A 15894-nucleotide genomic window follows, 5' to 3' on the forward strand; every position below is an offset into this window, starting at 1 on the left:
GCGGTGATATCCTTCTCCCAGCGGGGCGCTGAGACGGCGTCGTGGAACGAATCTATCGAGAGGACGGCATGCTGACCATCATCGTGATCGGGGCAGTACTGGGACTAATGATCGGCGGACCCCTGGGGATGCTGATCGGTGGGGGGCTCGGCTGGTGGCTCGGCGGACGCCTTCGGGGCGGGCTGATGATGGGGCGGGGGCTGGCCGAGATGCAGCGCCAGTTTCTCGACGCCACCTTCGCGGTCATGGGGGCCATGTGCCAGGCCGATGGCCAGGTCAGCGGCGACGAGCGCCAGGTTCTCGAGCAGCTGTTCGTGCGCCTGCGCCTGCCCGAGAGCGGCAAGGCCAACGCGCGAGCGGCCTTCGAGCGTGGTCGGGCGAGCGACTTCGATCTGGACGCGGAGCTGGCCCGCATCTCGCGCCTGACCCGTGGCCAGCCGGCGCTGCGTCAGGTCTTCCTGCAGGTGCAGCTGTCGGCCATCGCCGCCGATGGCGTGCTGCATCCCGCCGAGCACGACATGATCATGCGCGTGGCCCGCGGACTTGGCTGCAGCGAGGCGGAAATCGCCCAGATCGAGGCCATGCTGCGCGGCGCGGCCCAAGGCGGCGGCACCGCCGAATCGCAAAGCTCACTGGATGACGCCTACAAGGTGCTGGGCGTGTCCTCGGAGGCTAGCGACAGCGAGATCAAGCGCGCCTATCGCAAGCTGATGAGCCAGAACCATCCGGACAAGCTCGCCGCTCGCGGGTTGCCCGAGAGCATGCGCGACGTCGCCGAGGCGCGCACGGTGGAAATCGGCAACGCCTATCAGCGCATCCGCGGCGCTCGGGGTCAGGCCTGATCGTGGCCTTGATTCAGCGCGGCCAAGACGGAGGCGGCGAGGGTGTCGTCGTCGCTGCGCCAGGCCACCGCAATGGCGATGGCGAGTCCCTGCCAGGCACTGGTCAATGGCCGCGTCACCACGCCGCTGCGGCGAGTCGCAAGGAAGCTCGCCGGAATCAGCGCAGCGCCCTCTGCGGCGGCCACCGACGCCAATAGCTGGTGATGATCCTGGGGCTCTTCGCGCCGCGCTGGCTGGTAGCCGCCGCGGCGAAAGTGGCGCTCGCAGTGATCGAAGTAGGCCGGGTTGTCGCGCCGGGCAAACCACAGCAGCGGCGTGTCGTTGAGCCGCTTGAGATCGATGACGCTCTGGGCGGCCAGGGGATGAGCTTCAGCCAGCGCGACCCACACCGGGTCGTGGCCGATCACGGCCGTGGCAAGGCCGCCGGGGACCTCGCAGGGCAGGCCGATGAAGGCGAGCTGCAGGCGACGGCCCTGTTCCCAGCTGGTGAGCCGCGCGAGCAATTCGCGCGAGGGCTCGCGTACCAGGTGCACCGGCGCTTCCAGGGTCGCCTCCAGCCAGTCGGCGCCGGGTAGTGCCGAGCGGTCGACGGCCGGCGTCATGCCTACCGCCAGCGCCGACGGTGGGGTGCCGGACTGGCGCACGGCGTCGCAGGCGGCCTCGATCTCGGCAAAGCACGGACGCAGGCGTGCCGCCAGGCACTCGCCGGCCGGCGTCAAGGCGACGCGGCGGGTGGTGCGTTCGAACAGCTTGACGCCCAGGTCTGCTTCCAGCGCCTGGATTCGCCGCGTCAGGGGCGGCTGGGAGAGGTGCAGCTTGGCCGCCGCCTGGCGGAAGCTGCCGGTGTGGGCGACCGCCAGAAAGCTGATCAGCCGCTCGGCGTGGAAACGATAGGTCATCGGCGCTCCATTGATACGCTGAGGGTATCAAAGTATCGGCAATTCTCCTGTCGGGCGCGACAGATCAAGATGCGTGGGTCCCGTTGAGGGTCCTTTTCTCTGATCTGCATGGAGTCACACGATGATGACCTCGGCTGTCTCGTCTACCCGGCGCCGCCTCGGCACCTCCAATATGTCGGTATTTCCTCTAGGCCTCGGCTGCATGGGCATGTCCGAGTTCTACGGGCCGAGCGACGACGAGGCGTCACGGCGTCTTATCCACTCGGCACTGGAGGCCGGTCTTACGCTATTCGACAGTGCCGACACCTACGGTCTCGGCCACAATGAGGAGCTGTTGGGGCGGGCACTCGAGGGACGCCGGGAGAACGCCATCATTGCCACCAAGTTCGGCATCGTGCGGGAGCCGGGCGCCTACGCGCGCTCGCTCAACACCGATCCGGACTATGTCCGCAAGGCCTGTGAAGCGTCGCTTCGGCGCCTCGGCGTCGACACCATCGACCTGTATTACGCCCACCGCCTCAACCCGGAGGTGCCGGTCGAGGACACCGTCGGCGCCATGGCCGCGCTCGTCGCCGAGGGCAAGGTACGGGCGCTGGGCCTTTGTGAGGTGTCGGCGGCGACCCTCGAGCGTGCCGCCAAGGTCCATCCCATCGCCGCGGTGCAAAGCGAGTACTCGCTGTGGAGCCGGGGAGTGGAGACGCAGGTGTTGCCCGCCTGTCGCCGGCTGGGGACGACACTGGTGCCCTATTCACCCCTCGGGAGGGGGTTTCTGAGCGGCGCCATCGGCTCTCCGGCGGACCTGTCCGATGACGATTTTCGCCGCCAGGCGCCGCGTTTTTCGCCCGCCAACATGGCCGCCAACCGTGCGCTGCTGACGCGACTCGTTGACTTTGCCGCCGCGAAGCAGGCCACGCCGGCTCAGATCGCCCTGGCCTGGCTGCTGGCTCAGGGCAACGACATCGTGCCGATTCCTGGTACACGGTCGCTGTCGCGTCTCGAGGAAAATCTGGCAGCCACCCGGGTGACCCTGGACGACGCGGATGTCGCACGCTTATCGGCGTGGTTTCCCCCTGGGGTGGCTCAGGGAGAGCGCTACACTGAGGAGGGCATGAAGGGCGTCGAGGTCGATACCCGCCTGCCAGGCCGGGCACGGCCAGAGCGCTGACCGCGATCGGCCTGGGGCTGGCGTGGAGGGGGAAGCGAGGCGCGTAAGGGGAGCGGATGACGGCGCCGCGGGAGTGTCGTGCCGTCAGGGCCGCAGGGTGTGGAGGGGACCGGCGCTTGCGCCTCGGGAACGGGGCTTGCGTCGATGGGACATCGGCGGTTGCCGTTTGCCGGTGGAGCGCCTAGGATGCCCCGCTGCTCGCGTGATGGCCTCGATCCCCCTCCCCTCGACAAGGCGTCGCGTGAAGACCGACAAGAACCCAGGAGACTCCCGATGTCCTTCGGAATCTTTTCCCTGTTGCCCCCGTTGCTGGCGATCTTGCTGGCGTTGGCGACGCGTAACGTCATCCCCGCCCTGTTCTGTGGGGTGTGGCTCGGTGCCACCATGCTAGCCGGGTACAACCCCGCCGCCGGCCTCTATAACAGTTTTTCCGATTTCATCGTGCCGAGCATCGGTGACGAGTGGAATGCCACGGTGTTGATCTATTGCGGTCTGTTCGGCGTGCTGATCAGCGTCCTGCAGCGTACCGGCGGCGCCCACGCCATCGCTCGGGCGATTTCACGCAAGGTGTCCACGGCTCGCGGTGCCCAGGGCGCGTCTCTCGGGCTCGGCATGCTGATCTTCTTCGAGGACTACTTCAATGCCTTGACGGTCGGCAGCGTGATGCGCCCGATCACCGATCGCATGCGCGTGTCCCGGGAGAAGCTCGCCTACATCGTCGACTCGACCTCGGCGCCGATGTGCCTGCTCGGGCCGGTATCGACCTGGGTGGTGTTCGTGATGGGGCTGATCGGCACTCAGTTAGCCCAGATGGGCATCAGCGGGTCGGAGTACCTGATCTACCTGGCCTCGATTCCGCTGAACTTCTACGCCTGGCTGGCGCTCGGCATGATCTTCTTTATCGTCATCACCCAGTGGGACTTTGGCCCCATGGCGCGGGCCGAGCGTCGCGCAAGGGAGACCGGCAAGCTGATGGAAGACGGGGCCAAGCCACCGTCCGACACCGAGGCCATGGAGCTGCACGCGCCGACGGAAACCGCCAAGAAGCGCAACATGCTGGTCCCCATCGCGGTGTTGCTGGCGATGATTCCGCCGTTGTTCCTGTGGACCGGCAACTACCCCGAGAATGACCTGGTCACCGCGGTCGGCAACGCCGATGGCGGCCAGTCGATCCTGATCGCCACCCTGATCGCGGTGATGGTGGGCCTGGGGCTCGGCATGAGCCAGCGCCTCTTCGATTTCCGTGAGGCGATGGATATCGTTGTCGAGGGCATCAAGAGCATGACCCTGGTGTACATCATCCTGGCGCTGGCCTGGTCGATTGGCAGCGTCACCTCGGAGCTCGGCACCGCCGATTATCTGGTGACCCTGACCGAGGCCAATATCCCGACCACGCTGGTGCCGGTGCTGCTGTTCTTGATCGGCGCCCTGGTGGCGTTCACCACCGGGACCTCCTACGGCACCTTCGCCATCATGATCCCCATCGCCATGCCGGTGGCGGCGGCCATGGACCTGCCTATGGCGCTTGCCATCGCGTCGGTCCTCAGCGGTGGCATCTTCGGCGATCATTGCTCGCCGATTTCGGACACTACGATCCTGTCGTCGGCAGGCTCGAGCTGTGACCATATCGATCACGTGCGGACCCAACTGCCCTACGCCATCACCGCAGGCGTTGCCGCGATCGTGGCATTCTTCATCGCCGGCGTCAGCGGCGCGACCTGGGTCGGTGCGCTCGCCGGGCTCGCCACCTTGTTGGTTCTGGCGCTGGTGATGCGGCGCCTATGGCAGCCTGAGGTGGGGAAATCGGTGCATCAGCCCGGTTGAGGGTAGCGTCGTTCCCCATGCCAGCACGCAAACAGCCCCGCCTAGGCGGGGCTGTTTGCGTATCGGGTTCCGAGGGACTTAGCCGGTGGTGGCGTCTCGGGCCAGGTCGAGGTCGTGTTCGGTCATGGCGAAGTCGGTGCCGCGAGCCTGCTTGTCGAGGAGCTGCAGGCGGGCCTTGGCCATGGCGTCGCTGCCGCTGACGCGGACATGGGCCACGTTGCGTGCGGCCGTGACGGCGTCGGCGGTGACGCTGGCCAGGGGCTCGGTGTTGAGCGCCTGGGCGCGATCGGTGGCCGGGTCGGCGCTGGCGGTCAGCGGCACCGCCGCGATCAACAGGGCGCCGAACAGCAGGGCGGACGGGGCGGTAATGGTCTTGAGCGTGCTTTTCATGGTCGTCTCTCCAGTCAGGGCGGCCCCCGTCTCGTGGGCGGGGTACCTTTCTCTAGGGTCTGTTCTTTACGGTCTGTGCCGAAGGCGTCTTGTGGTCGGGTGATGCGAGCACAAGACGTCGAAGCGCCAGAAACGATGCTCGGGGCTCAATTAGCCGGTCGTCGCCTGACGAGCGAATTCGAGATCGTGTTCGGTCATGGCGAAGTCGGTGCTGCGAGCCTGCTTGTCGAGGAGCTGCAGGCGAGCCTTGGCCAGGGCCTCGCTGCCGCTAGCGATGTGCCTGTTGGCCACGTCCTGGGCGGCGCCGACGGCATCATGGCTGACGCTTGCCAGGGGCTCGGCGTTGAGCGCCTGGGCGCGATCGGTGGCCGGGTCGGCGTTGGCGGTCAGCGGCAGTGCGGCGATTAGCAGGGCGCCGACGAGCAGGGTGGAACGGGCGACGGTGCTGTTGAGGATGGTCTTCATGGCAGTTTCTCCAATTCGGTTCGTCTATGGGGTCTAGGGCTGAGATTCTTGTGGGAATTTCTGGTCGTGGTTCGGAGCTTAAAATAAAACGGTCGTTTTAATTTGTTGAGCAATCTTTCCCCTGTTCCTGGGCTGTGGGCGAAGGGTAGGGGGAACGCCGTCGTGCCAAGGCCGCGTGCGGCGATCTGTCAGTGAGTCTGTTGGCGCCTGGTTGAGCCGTCGGGCCTGCTCGATGCTGTCGTCGGGTCACCAGGCGCCCGGTATGTCTCGTTTAGCCGGTCGTGGCCATGCGGGCCAGGGCCAGGTCATCGTCACTCATGGCGAAGTTGGTGGCCCGGACCGTCTCGGTCTGCAGGTTCAGCCGAGCGGCGGCGAGCGCTGCGCTGGCATTGTCGGCAATGTGCGCATTGGCGACCTGGTGTGCCGAAGCCATGGCGTCCTGGCTGACGGCAGACAGCGGTTCGGCGTTGAGCGCCAGCGCGCGCTGGGAGGCGGGGTCGGCCTGGGCGGTGAGCGGCAGGGCGACCGCGATCAGCAAGGCGGACAGAGATAGTGAGGCCTTCAGGTGATGCGTAGTGCGAGTGTTCATGGTCGATCTCCTCGATGCCAATCGGCGCTCCGCTCGGCACTCCGGGTGCGCTAGCCAGGGCGGGTGACATCGTATTTGATAGGCGACAGTTTATTACTCTGCTAATTAATCGTCAAGCCTAACATGCGCCTAAAGTCGATGTTTCCAAGGCGACGATGGTGCCGTCGCCGGGGTCAAGCGCCGCTGGCCTTCGTGGCCTTGCCAATGGGGCGCTGTCAGATAGAGTTACGCAGTCGCGACGGCAACGGATGCGTCGTTAGCCGGTGGTCGCTTGGCGAGCGAGGCCCAGGTCATCGTCGGTCATGGCGAAGGCCGTCGCACGGGCTTGTTCGGCGTGGAGGCGCAAGCGAGCGTTGGCCTGGGCTTCGCTGCCGTTGTCGGCGATATGGGTACGCGGCACGACCTTGCGGGTGTCGCCATGGGCGACTCGTTGATCGTCGGTGCTCACCGCCGACAGCGGCTCGGTATTCAGTACCAGCGCGCGCTCGGTGGCGGGGCCTGCCTGTGCGGTCAGCGGCAGGGCGGCAATCAGCAGTGCGGACAGGGTCAGTTTGGTGTTCATGGGTCTCTCCTCGATGCTTGGCGGTGGGCGCTGTGTGGCGCCCTCGGTATGGGATCTATTTTGTTAGCTAGCTAGTAATTGTGCCAGCTATCGATTTCTATGACTGCGATTGACGCTCACTATTCAAACGGTCGTATTAATTTTATTCTCGTCCATCGCCATTGAAATTTCGGCTTTTCTTCAGGAGATCTCTGCACCAGAGATGGGCAGTCGAACGGGTGGCGCCAGGGTCATCGGCTCGCCACCGCGTCGAGGGCGAGCAACCTTACTTGGTCGACTCACGCGCCAACTCGAGGTTGGACATGAAGTTGGTGGTGGCGACGCGTCGCGTCTGCAACCGCAGTCGGGCCGAGGCAAGTGCTGCGCTGCGATCGCTGGCGATATGGGCATTGATGACTTCGGTGCCATAGGCCGGAGCGCCGCTGTTCATCGACAGCGGTTGGCTGTTGAGGTTGCGCGCACGATCGGTTGCCCGAGAGTCGGCCAGCAGGGGGGCTGACACGGCGGCCAGCGACAGCGCCGCCAGCAGGGAGACGCAGAGTAGGGGGGTGAGTTTCATGACGTGCACCTCGATGAATACGCCTCACACTGAAGTGTGGGCCTTTGAGACGTTAGTCGAGGTAGGCGGCTGTTCCTTACGAACTAATGTATTCCTTTCTTACGCTGCAGCGCCGAAGACAGCACCGCCGGCTCGGCCGGCGGCGTGTGGCGTGACGCCGTGAGCATCGCGGTTCGCGATCGTGGTGCTATGACTTGCGCTCGATATCGACATCATCGGCGGCGGTAAAGTCGCCCAGGGCCATCATGTGACCCAGCTTGCCGGCCTTGGTCGACAGATAATGCTCGTTGTGAGGATTGAGGCCGGTGGTCAGCGAGACCCGCTCGATGACGTCCACGCCGGCGTCGGTCAGGGCGGCGACCTTGCGCGGATTGTTGGTCATCAGGCGCAGCCCCTTGACGCCCAGATGGTCGAGCATCGGGACGCACAGGTCGTAGCGGCGCAGGTCGGCGGCGAAGCCCAGGCGCTCGTTGGCCTCGACGGTGTCGGCGCCCTCATCCTGCAGGTGATAGGCACGGATCTTGTTGAGCAGGCCGATGCCGCGTCCTTCCTGGCGCAGATACAAGATGACCCCACGACCCTCGTCGGCGATGCGCTTCATGGCTTCCTGAAGCTGGTAGCCGCAGTCGCAGCGCATCGAGAACAGGGCGTCTCCGGTCAGGCACTCGGAGTGCACGCGTCCGAGCACGGGCTGGCCATCGTCGATGGCACCGAGCGTCAGTGCGATATGGTCCTTGCCGGTGGCTTCGTCCTCGAAGCCATGCATGGAGAAGGTGGCCCAGGGAGTGGGCAGCCGGGAGGCGGCGATGAATCGAATCGTCACGGAGTACCTCGGTGTCAATACCACGGCGATGCCGGCGGGTGGGCGGTCATTCTATCAGGATCCGTGTCTTGCCTCACGACACAGCTTCCGAGCGATGCTTGCGGTACACTAGGCGCCACATTTTCCGTGGATAACGCCCGCATGGAACTCCAAAACGATCGTATCCTGCGCGCCCTGGCTCGTCAGCCGGTGGACCGCACCCCGGTATGGATGATGCGCCAGGCCGGACGCTACCTGCCCGAGTATCGCCAGGTGCGCGGCGAGGCCGGCAGCTTCATGGACCTGTGTCGCGATACCGATCGCGCCTGCGAAGTGACCCTACAGCCGCTGGAGCGCTACCCACTCGATGCCGCCATCCTGTTCTCGGACATCCTGACCATTCCGGATGCCATGGGCCTTGGCCTGTATTTCGAGACCGGTGAGGGCCCCAAGTTTCGCAAGCCGGTGCGTAGCGCCGAGGAAGTCGCCGCGCTCAAGGCGCCGGATGCGGAACGGGATCTGGACTACGTGATGCGGGCGGTGTCGACCATCCGTCGTGAGCTCAATGGCCGGGTGCCACTGATTGGCTTCTCGGGCAGTCCCTGGACGCTGGCGACTTACATGGTCGAAGGCGCCTCGAGCAAGGACTTCCGCCACGTCAAGACGATGCTCTACAACACCCCGGACGTGATGCATCAGTTGCTCGACGTCCTGGCCGAGGCGGTCACCGATTATCTCAATGCCCAGATTCGTGCCGGTGCCCAGGTGGTGCAGATTTTCGATACCTGGGGGGGCACCCTGTCGACACCGGCCTACCGTGAGTTTTCGCTGCGCTACATGGAACAGATCGTCGCTGGCCTGATCCGCGAACACGACGGACGCCGGGTGCCGGTCATCCTGTTCACCAAGAACGGTGGCCAGTGGCTCGAGGACCTGGCCCAGACCGGCGCCGATGCGCTGGGGCTTGACTGGACCACGGAGATGTCCGTGGCCCGTGCCCGGGTCGGCCGCAAGGTCGCGTTGCAGGGTAACCTGGATCCCAACGTGCTGTTCGCCAGTCCCGCGGCGATTCGCGCCGAGGTGGGGCGCATCCTCGACAGCTTCGGCCACGGGTCCGGCCATGTGTTCAACCTGGGTCATGGCATCAGTCAGTTCACCGATCCCGGCTCCGTGCATGCCCTCATGGACGCTCTTCACGACCTGAGCCCGGCCTATCATGAGCAGATCGCGGTCGGCTGAGACGCATGGCGACAAGTGGGTCGGCTGACGTGAGCTGGATCGCGACTGTTCTCGCCAGGCGTCGCCTGTGGGGGTGTCTGGCCGTGCTGGTCGCCCTGGCGATTGGCGTGGGTAGCCTGCTGCCGGCAAGCGAGTTGCCGGAGCAGCTGCCCTGGGACAAGCTCAATCATCTGCTGGGTTATGCCGCTCTTGCCGGCCTCGGTGGGCTGGCAATGCGTCGACTGGGGCCGGTGTGGCTGGCGGCGACGGTCTATGGCCTGGTGATCGAACTGGCCCAGATCCCGGTTCCGGGCCGCCTGGGTGGCGACCCGTGGGACATGTTCGCCAATGCCCTGGGGGCGGCCTTGGGCGTTGCCCTGGCAGCGGTGCTGCGCCGACTGGCGAGACCCTGACCGGGCTGGCAACGCCCTGGCCGAGGCCTCACGGCGAGCGAGCGCAGCCGCCCCTGTCGCCCGCTTACAAGCTGGGCTCGCGGCGCTGCGGTGGTCGTGGGGCCGCGCTGTCGCCTTGATCCTGCGGCTGCCCCTCGTCCCGTTCTTCCGCTAGACGTTCATTCAAGTTCAGGCCTGGCTCGCTGACGCGACGCTTGCCGAGGGGCTCGGCCGGTCGCGTCACGCGAGCGCTGCCGACGGCTTCCTCGCCTCGTGTGATGGCGCGTGCCTGGGAGGTCCAGGCCTGGTCTTCGTCGTGGACGGCGGGGCGGCGCTCGAAGGAGCGTGTCACCACGTCCGACGCCGCGAAGCCGGGACGTTGTTCCGCCAGGTGATGGGGCAGTAGCCACAATTCGGCGATCAGGCGCAGCCCGACCATGGCCGCCAGGGTCAGGCTGGCGCCGATGGCGAGTGTCGGCCAGGCGTCCGCCCAGGTGGTCGGGGCCAGCCAGGGCGTCCTGGGGGCCAGCCACCAGAGACCGGCACCGAGCACGCCAAGCTGCAGCACGGCGTGACAGAACAGGAGCGTGCCACGGCGCAGTGGCGAACGCGGAAAAAAGAAGTGACGCATGGTTTGTCCTCCGGGGTCGGCGTGGTCGTGTACCAGTGGATGGCGCCGACCACCATCCTGGGCGTGGCGGCGCCGCCAGCCACGAGGGCAGCGCTTCGTCACGCGGGGTCGGAACCCGCATGCTACCCCAACCGGGGGAGCCCCGGCAGTGTCCGTGGAGGGAGACGCCGCTGTCGCCAGATGGCATCGCCCCAGGAGCAAAGGTGGAGATACCGGTGCCTGACGCGGGCATCGGTTGACGCTCGACCGTCGCCTTGCCATGGTGAATCTGTGCCGGTTCAGACTTCTGATCGGCCCCACTTTTGTGAAGTGAGGAGCGACTATGACGACCTACATCGTGGTGGCGGATGCGGCCAGGGCGCGGATGTTCACCCGCGTTGGCCACAAGCTCAGTGAAATCGAGAGTCTGGTCCATGCCGAAGGGCGCATGCATGAGGGAGATCTCGTCACCGACAAGGGTGGCGACGTGCATGAATCGACCGCCACGTCTTCACGCTCTGCCGGGAACGAAAATGTCGCCACGAACCACCACGAGGAGATATTTGCCCGGGAGGTCGCCGATCGACTCTACCGCGCGCGCACCGAGAACAGCCTGGAGAAGCTGATCCTGGTGGCCCCACCACGTTTTCTCGGCCAACTGCGCGATAAGCTCGATGGACCCACCGCCAAGCTGGTGATCCATTCGCTGTCAAAGGATCTGACCAAGGCCAACACCGACGCCATCGGTGACGCGGTCGACGACCTGCGCTGACGGCGAGGCCTTCGCCGTCGCCGGCCCCATCCGAGCAGGGTGGGGCTCGCCCCACCCCTTTCATGCTCCCCCCTGCGGTTTCCCTCGTCTGTCCGGCGTCCAGGCGCCGATGTGGTGTGTGCAGTGGCAGGCGTCTGGCGCGACATTGCGCCACGCAGCACAGGCGCGTCTGGCGGTATCTAGCGTGCGTCGGGCCCGGCGTGGCTAGGGGATCTGTGGCAGGTCGATCTCGTCACTGCGCTGAATCCCTTCGGTCATCTGGCGGCACTGACGCAGAAACTCACGCATCCCCGCCGCCAGGTACTTGTGGCGATGCCAGATGAAGGTGAACTGGCGGCTCAAGTCGAGCTCCGGGGTCGCAATCGGCATCAGGCTGCCACGCCGAAAGGCGTCACGCAGGGCCAGGCGTGAGACACAGCCGATACCGAGCCCGGACTCGACCGCGCGCTTGATGCCCTCGGTGTGTTCGAGCTCGAGTAGAATATTGAAGCGCCCGCGACGATGTCGGGCCGCCTGCTCCAGCGTCAGTCGCGTGCCGGAGCCTTGCTCACGCATGATCCAGGCCTCCCGCAGGAGCCTGTCGAGCTCCACCGGTCCTTGGCCCGCCAACGGATGGCGTGGCGAGCAGAACACCACCAGATCGTCCTCGACCCAGGGCTGGGTAATCACATCCTCGTCTTCGCACTGACCTTCGATCAGGCCCAGGTCCAGCTCATGCTGGCGCACGCTGTCGATGATCGTGCGAGTATTGCGCACCTGCAGGCGGACCCGGCTGCCGGGGTGGCGCTGCATGAAATCGCTGATCAACAGCGTCGCCAGGTAGTTACCGATCGTCAGGGTCGCACCCACGTCCAGGGTGCCGATTCCCTGTTGGCCACGCAGCAGCTCTTCCACTTCTTCGGCACGATCGAGCAGCGCCACCGCCTTGGGCAGCAGCTGAAAGCCCAGGGCGTTGAGCTTCAGACGCTTGCCGATGCGATCCAGCAGCTGGCAGTCGAACTGGCGTTCGAGCTCCGCCAGGGCGGTACTCGCGGCGGATTGGGACAGTGACAGGGCTCGGGCGGCGCGAGACACGCTCTCGTGCTGGGCGACGGCGACGAAGACCTCGAGCTGGCGCAGGGTGTAACGCATCATGGCCTCCTCTGGCGAGGCAGTGGACGACGGGCTTATATCTATTGTATGGATAAGTGTTATCCATACAATTCATTTAACAGATATCGGTCGCCGCCTTAGAATTCATGCCAACAGTTATCTCTTCTATCTATTCCTTTGAGGAATATGTAGAGCATCTTTTCAAGGAGTCGGCATGAGCAAGTTTGCGCTCGAAGAAGTCCTCAGCGTTCATCACTGGAACGACACCCTGTTCAGCTTCCGTACCACCCGGGAGCGCAGCCTGCGCTTCAAGAACGGCCAGTTCGTGATGATCGGCCTCGAGGTGGCGGGCAAGCCGCTGATGCGCGCCTACTCCATCGCCAGCCCCAACTACGAAGATCATCTCGAGTTCTTCAGTATCAAGGTCCCCGATGGTCCGCTGACCTCGCGTCTGCAGCACCTTCAGGTAGGCGATCAGATCATGGTCAGCCGCAAGCCTACCGGCACCCTGGTGTGTGACGACCTGCTGCCCGGCCGCAATCTGTACATGCTCTCCACCGGGACCGGCCTTGCTCCCTTCATGAGCCTGATCCAGGACCCCGAAGTCTACGAGCGCTTCGAGAAGGTCGTGCTGGTTCACGGGGTGCGGAATGTCAGCGAGCTGGCCTATGCCGATTTCATCACCAAGGAACTGCCGGCCCACGAGTACCTGGGCGAGGACATCAGCGAAAAGCTGGTCTATTACCCCACCGTGACCCGTGAAGAGTTCCACACCATGGGGCGGCTGACCGACCATATCCGCAGTGGCAAGCTGGCCGAGGACAAGGGCTTGCCGCCCATCGATCCCAAGCAGGATCGTGCCATGATCTGCGGCAGCCCGGCGATGCTGGACGACACCAGCGCCCTGCTCGACGAGCTCGGCTTCACGATTTCGCCGCGCATGGGCGAGCCGGGTGACTATGTCATCGAGCGGGCCTTCGTCGAGAAGTAAGTGCGCGGTAGGTGAGTACGCGGAGGGTGTTCGCCCCCGAAAGACGTCGCCCCCGACGGGCTCGCGCCTTTCGGGGGCGTTTGCTTGCCGCCACACGCCGGCGATGCGAGCGCCTCAAGGGCATGGACCGGTGTCGGGGCGATACCGGCTTGCCAGGACGGCAGCACCGTGGCCGTCGCGACGGCCTAGCGCAGCGCGTCGCCGATCCCGCGCTCGCCATCCAGCAGCACGAATTCGCGATCCTTGAGCTGCGTCGACTTGGCCAGGTGCAACAGCGCATGGGCGACATTGGCCCGGGACACCTGGTTGGTGCCGTCGGCCTCCTCCAGCGAGGTCGCGATACGCTGGCTGGCAGGCTCGTCGGTCAGTCGGCCGGGCTTGACGATCAGGTGGGAGACGCCGGCGGCGCGCAGGTAGGCGTCGGCGGCAAACTTGGCGGCCATGTAGGGGCGCAGCTTCTCTGGGGCGTCGAGAGGGTTCTCGGCGCGCAGGGCGCTGACGAGGAGCATGCGCTCCAGGCCCAGTTCGCTGGCCTTGTCGGCGACCCGGGTAGCGCCAAACAAGTCGACCATCAGGGTCTTGTCGGGGCCGGTATCGGGGCCTGAGCCGGCGGCGAACAGCACCTGGGTGCAGCCATCGAAGGCGTGGTGAAAGTTGCCTTCGAGATCCGCGACCACGCTGACGATGCCGCGCTCCTCGAACCAGGCCTGTTGCGCCTCGTCGCGAACCATCGCCTTGATCGGTTCTCCAGCGTCGCGAGCCAGCTCGCAGAATTGGCGGCCGATCTGGCCGTTGGCGCCTACTACCAGGGTGGACATGAGGCTCTCCTTGGCAAGTGGCATGCTGGTAACGACACACCGAAATCGGGGCACGATCCCAGCACGATGGTGAGGGCGTTCCTCTCTGGGTGGCGGCACCGGTCGACGAATTCAAGGGCCGGGTGGTCGCGTGGCCCACCGGTGATGCGTCACCCCAACCGCTGGCCGGACACGCTGGGGTGAAACAGCGGTTGAACGCTGTTGCCGTCAGGGTCGAGGCAGTAGAAGCTGCGTCCGCCGTCGCCATGATCGTGTGGCTCGCGGGTGATGGTGACGCCGGCTTCGGCGAGGTAGGCGTGCCAGGCGTCGACGTCCTCGCGCAGGTCGACGACGAAGCCAAAGTGGTCAAGGCGCTGGGGATCGTCGCCGGTGGGTTGCCTGGCACGACCGAGCGAGAAGTTGTCGTTGCCGAGTGTCAGGTAGACCAGGTCGGCGTGGGCGCGACGCAGCAGGCGCATGCCGAGAAGATCGACGTAGAAGCGTTCGCAGGCTTCGAGGTCCTGCACCTGCAGGGCGATATGGCGGATTCCGTTCAAGGGGGCGGGACGGGACATCTTGCGAGCTCCGATGGAGGTGGGTAGGGTTTGTTTGGAAATATTTTCCATAATATGCCCTCAGTCATCGGCCGATGGCAAATCCCGCTACCCTACGGAAGTCGACATGTACTGTATTATTGTCAGGACACAGCTCAAGCCGGGCTGTCGCGAGCGCTTTCTCGCGGCCATGCTACCCAATGCCCGCGCCTCGGTAGACGATGAACCGGGCTGCCTGGTCTTCGATGTGATCGAAGACCAGGATACCCCGGAGCTGTTTCACCTGTATGAGATCTATGCCGATCAGCAGGCCTTGGCCGCGCACAAGGAGACCGCTCATTACCTGGCATCGCGCAGAGTGGTGACGCCCTTGATCGCACAGCAGAGCGTGGTGCGCGCCGACGTGCTGGCGACCAACCCCGTGCGCCAAGAAGAGGGCGCTGCTGGTCCGCGGATGAACGGGCCTAGAGCTTCGGACTAGGCCCTGTGGCGAGAGCTTGTGGCTAAGCTAGTGGTCAGAGCTTGTGGCGAGAGCTTGTGGCTAGAGCTTGTGGCTAGAGCTTGTGGCTAGAGCTTGTGGCTAGAGTTTGTGGCTAGCGCTTGTGGTCAGAGCCGGTGGCGAGAGCTTGTGGTCAGAGCCGGTGGCTAGCGCTTGTGGCTAGAGCCGGTGGCTAGAGCCGGTGGCTAGCCCTGTTGACGCCCTGTTTCACGAATCCCCTACGACTCCGTTTCACTAGCCTCTTTACACAGGCCCTTTTCATAAGCCCCTTTCACAAACCCCAGGATCGCCCATGAAGCCAGAAGATCTCGAACGACTGGTCACCCAGACAATGCCCTTCGGCAAGCACGCGGGCACCTTGATCGCCGATCTGCCGGGGCCCTATCTCAACTGGTTTGCCCGGGTGGGGTTCCCGAGCGGCGAGATCGGCCGCCTGCTGCAACTGATGCAGGAGATCGATCACAACGGCCTGTCACCGCTGCTCGACCCGCTGCGTCGTTAGTCCTCTTCGAGCCGCCCGAGGCGGGTCAGGCGCGCCTTGATCGAGTCGTGGGTGCGGCCGTGACGGCGCCCCAACTCGGCGAGGCGCTCGCCGCCATCGAAGGCCACCGCCAGTGCCCCCGAAACGGCAATGCCAGGGGCGCTATCGGCGCGGTTCTGCATTCGGCTGTTGGCTTGCCGTGGTCTGCCCACAACGCACAAGAGCCGCAAGCAGCGGCCCTTGGGCGACGAACAGCGTATCGCTGTAGCGCTAGCCTGTTCGCCTGGCTCTCCCGCACTCAGCCGGCGTTATACTGCATCCTTGTCGGTTTCGCCGGTGCGAATACGAATGACCTGCTCGAGCGGGGTGGCTGAAGACAGCTTCCGTCGCC

At 65.2% G+C, this 15894-nt stretch carries 21 protein-coding genes; 9 read left to right on the forward strand and 12 right to left on the reverse strand.

Translation table 11 applies throughout. The annotated features are described in order from the left end of the window. The first annotated feature begins 68 nt into the window (after positions 1-68). On the forward strand, positions 69-842 hold the full coding sequence (gene djlA, locus ACUN9Y_RS03400; protein ID WP_445459480.1) for a co-chaperone DjlA: 774 nt from the start codon (positions 69-71) through the stop codon (positions 840-842). On the opposite strand, the gene ACUN9Y_RS03405 is transcribed toward djlA, so the two are convergent. Next, on the reverse strand, positions 833-1741 hold the full coding sequence (locus ACUN9Y_RS03405) for a LysR family transcriptional regulator (protein WP_445459275.1): 909 nt from the start codon (positions 1739-1741) through the stop codon (positions 833-835). The two genes, djlA and ACUN9Y_RS03405, sit on opposite strands and share 10 nt — an antisense overlap. Before the next feature lie 121 nt (positions 1742-1862). Between ACUN9Y_RS03405 and ACUN9Y_RS03410 the strand changes: the two genes are divergently transcribed. Together ACUN9Y_RS03410 and ACUN9Y_RS03415 are read left to right on the forward strand one after the other, a co-directional pair. Further along, on the forward strand, positions 1863-2906 hold the full coding sequence (locus ACUN9Y_RS03410; RefSeq protein ID WP_445459276.1) for an aldo/keto reductase: 1044 nt from the start codon (positions 1863-1865) through the stop codon (positions 2904-2906). Positions 2907-3179: 273 nt separating this feature from the next. Next, the gene (locus tag ACUN9Y_RS03415; protein ID WP_445459277.1) at positions 3180-4730 is read left to right on the forward strand and encodes a Na+/H+ antiporter NhaC family protein; all 1551 of its coding nucleotides are present in this window, start codon (positions 3180-3182) and stop codon (positions 4728-4730) included. Between the two features lie 78 nt (positions 4731-4808). Here the strand turns inward: ACUN9Y_RS03415 and ACUN9Y_RS03420 are convergent, their stop codons facing one another. The 6 genes from ACUN9Y_RS03420 to ribA all read right to left on the reverse strand — a co-directional run bounded on the left by ACUN9Y_RS03420 (position 4809) and on the right by ribA (position 8118). Then, the gene (locus tag ACUN9Y_RS03420) at positions 4809-5120 is read right to left on the reverse strand and encodes a hypothetical protein (RefSeq protein WP_445459278.1); all 312 of its coding nucleotides are present in this window, start codon (positions 5118-5120) and stop codon (positions 4809-4811) included. Between the two features lie 150 nt (positions 5121-5270). Then, the gene (locus tag ACUN9Y_RS03425; protein WP_445459279.1) at positions 5271-5585 is read right to left on the reverse strand and encodes a hypothetical protein; all 315 of its coding nucleotides are present in this window, start codon (positions 5583-5585) and stop codon (positions 5271-5273) included. Between the two features lie 271 nt (positions 5586-5856). Then, entirely contained in the window at positions 5857-6174 is a 318-nt protein-coding gene (locus ACUN9Y_RS03430; RefSeq protein ID WP_445459280.1) for a hypothetical protein, read from the reverse strand. A gap of 256 nt (positions 6175-6430) precedes the next feature. Beyond that, positions 6431-6736 carry a hypothetical protein gene (locus tag ACUN9Y_RS03435; protein WP_445459281.1) on the reverse strand — a complete coding sequence of 102 codons (306 nt, stop codon included), beginning with the start codon at positions 6734-6736 and terminating at the stop codon, positions 6431-6433. Positions 6737-7001: 265 nt separating this feature from the next. Continuing rightward, positions 7002-7295, reverse strand: a complete 294-nt coding sequence (locus ACUN9Y_RS03440; protein WP_445459282.1) for a hypothetical protein — start codon at positions 7293-7295, stop codon at positions 7002-7004. A 187-nt stretch (positions 7296-7482) separates the two neighbouring features. Next, positions 7483-8118 (reverse strand): GTP cyclohydrolase II, encoded by a 636-nt coding sequence (gene ribA / locus ACUN9Y_RS03445; protein ID WP_445459283.1) that lies wholly within the window; start codon positions 8116-8118, stop codon positions 7483-7485. A 141-nt stretch (positions 8119-8259) separates the two neighbouring features. Between ribA and hemE the strand changes: the two genes are divergently transcribed. Beyond that, on the forward strand, positions 8260-9336 hold the full coding sequence (gene hemE, locus ACUN9Y_RS03450) for a uroporphyrinogen decarboxylase (RefSeq protein WP_445459284.1): 1077 nt from the start codon (positions 8260-8262) through the stop codon (positions 9334-9336). A gap of 29 nt (positions 9337-9365) precedes the next feature. Then, positions 9366-9728, forward strand: coding sequence for a VanZ family protein (locus ACUN9Y_RS03455; protein WP_445459285.1), 363 nt, complete (start codon positions 9366-9368; stop codon positions 9726-9728). Between the two features lie 64 nt (positions 9729-9792). Here ACUN9Y_RS03455 and ACUN9Y_RS03460 read toward each other — a convergent pair whose 3' ends face one another. Beyond that, positions 9793-10338 carry a hypothetical protein gene (locus tag ACUN9Y_RS03460; RefSeq protein ID WP_445459286.1) on the reverse strand — a complete coding sequence of 182 codons (546 nt, stop codon included), beginning with the start codon at positions 10336-10338 and terminating at the stop codon, positions 9793-9795. A 322-nt stretch (positions 10339-10660) separates the two neighbouring features. Here ACUN9Y_RS03460 and ACUN9Y_RS03465 point away from each other — a divergent pair, with 322 nt between their 5' ends. Continuing rightward, complete coding sequence (locus ACUN9Y_RS03465; protein WP_445459287.1) at positions 10661-11089, forward strand: host attachment protein; 429 nt, start codon at positions 10661-10663, stop codon at positions 11087-11089. A gap of 204 nt (positions 11090-11293) precedes the next feature. Here the strand turns inward: ACUN9Y_RS03465 and ACUN9Y_RS03470 are convergent, their stop codons facing one another. Continuing rightward, entirely contained in the window at positions 11294-12220 is a 927-nt protein-coding gene (locus tag ACUN9Y_RS03470) for a LysR family transcriptional regulator (RefSeq protein ID WP_445459481.1), read from the reverse strand. A gap of 175 nt (positions 12221-12395) precedes the next feature. On the opposite strand from ACUN9Y_RS03470, the gene ACUN9Y_RS03475 reads away from it, so the two are divergent. Further along, positions 12396-13172 carry a ferredoxin--NADP reductase gene (locus ACUN9Y_RS03475; RefSeq protein ID WP_445459288.1) on the forward strand — a complete coding sequence of 259 codons (777 nt, stop codon included), beginning with the start codon at positions 12396-12398 and terminating at the stop codon, positions 13170-13172. A 185-nt stretch (positions 13173-13357) separates the two neighbouring features. On the opposite strand, the gene ACUN9Y_RS03480 is transcribed toward ACUN9Y_RS03475, so the two are convergent. Next, a complete protein-coding gene (locus ACUN9Y_RS03480; RefSeq protein ID WP_445459289.1) occupies positions 13358-13990 on the reverse strand; it encodes an NAD(P)H-binding protein in 633 nt (210 codons plus the stop codon). A gap of 149 nt (positions 13991-14139) precedes the next feature. Further along, positions 14140-14544: a VOC family protein gene (locus tag ACUN9Y_RS03485; protein WP_445459290.1), complete on the reverse strand. Its 405-nt coding sequence runs from the start codon at positions 14542-14544 to the stop codon at positions 14140-14142. A 106-nt stretch (positions 14545-14650) separates the two neighbouring features. Here ACUN9Y_RS03485 and ACUN9Y_RS03490 point away from each other — a divergent pair, with 106 nt between their 5' ends. Further along, entirely contained in the window at positions 14651-15004 is a 354-nt protein-coding gene (locus ACUN9Y_RS03490; protein ID WP_445459291.1) for a putative quinol monooxygenase, read from the forward strand. Between the two features lie 310 nt (positions 15005-15314). After that, positions 15315-15524 carry a DUF3820 family protein gene (locus ACUN9Y_RS03495; RefSeq protein ID WP_445459292.1) on the forward strand — a complete coding sequence of 70 codons (210 nt, stop codon included), beginning with the start codon at positions 15315-15317 and terminating at the stop codon, positions 15522-15524. On the opposite strand, the gene ACUN9Y_RS03500 is transcribed toward ACUN9Y_RS03495, so the two are convergent. Next, positions 15521-15685 carry a hypothetical protein gene (locus ACUN9Y_RS03500; RefSeq protein ID WP_445459293.1) on the reverse strand — a complete coding sequence of 55 codons (165 nt, stop codon included), beginning with the start codon at positions 15683-15685 and terminating at the stop codon, positions 15521-15523. The genes ACUN9Y_RS03495 and ACUN9Y_RS03500 overlap by 4 nt on opposite strands. Between the last annotated feature and the right edge of the window lie 209 nt (positions 15686-15894).

This window comes from Halomonas sp. V046 (assembly GCF_052645355.1).

What these genes read in the sequence shown, in the direction of transcription:
- ACUN9Y_RS03420 (WP_445459278.1), bottom strand. Translation starts at nt 5,120, where the DNA reads ATGAAAAGCACGCTCAAGACCATTACCGCCCCGTCCGCCCTGCTGTTC.
- ACUN9Y_RS03405 (WP_445459275.1), bottom strand. Translation starts at nt 1,741, where the DNA reads ATGACCTATCGTTTCCACGCCGAGCGGCTGATCAGCTTTCTGGCGGTC.
- ACUN9Y_RS03470 (WP_445459481.1), bottom strand. Translation starts at nt 12,220, where the DNA reads ATGCGTTACACCCTGCGCCAGCTCGAGGTCTTCGTCGCCGTCGCCCAG.
- ACUN9Y_RS03435 (WP_445459281.1), bottom strand. Translation starts at nt 6,736, where the DNA reads ATGAACACCAAACTGACCCTGTCCGCACTGCTGATTGCCGCCCTGCCG.
- ACUN9Y_RS03425 (WP_445459279.1), bottom strand. Translation starts at nt 5,585, where the DNA reads ATGAAGACCATCCTCAACAGCACCGTCGCCCGTTCCACCCTGCTCGTC.
- ACUN9Y_RS03410 (WP_445459276.1), top strand. Translation starts at nt 1,863, where the DNA reads ATGATGACCTCGGCTGTCTCGTCTACCCGGCGCCGCCTCGGCACCTCC.
- ACUN9Y_RS03495 (WP_445459292.1), top strand. Translation starts at nt 15,315, where the DNA reads ATGAAGCCAGAAGATCTCGAACGACTGGTCACCCAGACAATGCCCTTC.
- ACUN9Y_RS03415 (WP_445459277.1), top strand. Translation starts at nt 3,180, where the DNA reads ATGTCCTTCGGAATCTTTTCCCTGTTGCCCCCGTTGCTGGCGATCTTG.
- ACUN9Y_RS03490 (WP_445459291.1), top strand. Translation starts at nt 14,651, where the DNA reads ATGTACTGTATTATTGTCAGGACACAGCTCAAGCCGGGCTGTCGCGAG.
- djlA (WP_445459480.1), top strand. Translation starts at nt 69, where the DNA reads ATGCTGACCATCATCGTGATCGGGGCAGTACTGGGACTAATGATCGGC.
- ACUN9Y_RS03475 (WP_445459288.1), top strand. Translation starts at nt 12,396, where the DNA reads ATGAGCAAGTTTGCGCTCGAAGAAGTCCTCAGCGTTCATCACTGGAAC.
- ACUN9Y_RS03480 (WP_445459289.1), bottom strand. Translation starts at nt 13,990, where the DNA reads ATGTCCACCCTGGTAGTAGGCGCCAACGGCCAGATCGGCCGCCAATTC.
- hemE (WP_445459284.1), top strand. Translation starts at nt 8,260, where the DNA reads ATGGAACTCCAAAACGATCGTATCCTGCGCGCCCTGGCTCGTCAGCCG.
- ACUN9Y_RS03465 (WP_445459287.1), top strand. Translation starts at nt 10,661, where the DNA reads ATGACGACCTACATCGTGGTGGCGGATGCGGCCAGGGCGCGGATGTTC.
- ACUN9Y_RS03460 (WP_445459286.1), bottom strand. Translation starts at nt 10,338, where the DNA reads ATGCGTCACTTCTTTTTTCCGCGTTCGCCACTGCGCCGTGGCACGCTC.
- ACUN9Y_RS03440 (WP_445459282.1), bottom strand. Translation starts at nt 7,295, where the DNA reads ATGAAACTCACCCCCCTACTCTGCGTCTCCCTGCTGGCGGCGCTGTCG.
- ACUN9Y_RS03485 (WP_445459290.1), bottom strand. Translation starts at nt 14,544, where the DNA reads ATGTCCCGTCCCGCCCCCTTGAACGGAATCCGCCATATCGCCCTGCAG.
- ACUN9Y_RS03500 (WP_445459293.1), bottom strand. Translation starts at nt 15,685, where the DNA reads ATGCAGAACCGCGCCGATAGCGCCCCTGGCATTGCCGTTTCGGGGGCA.
- ACUN9Y_RS03430 (WP_445459280.1), bottom strand. Translation starts at nt 6,174, where the DNA reads ATGAACACTCGCACTACGCATCACCTGAAGGCCTCACTATCTCTGTCC.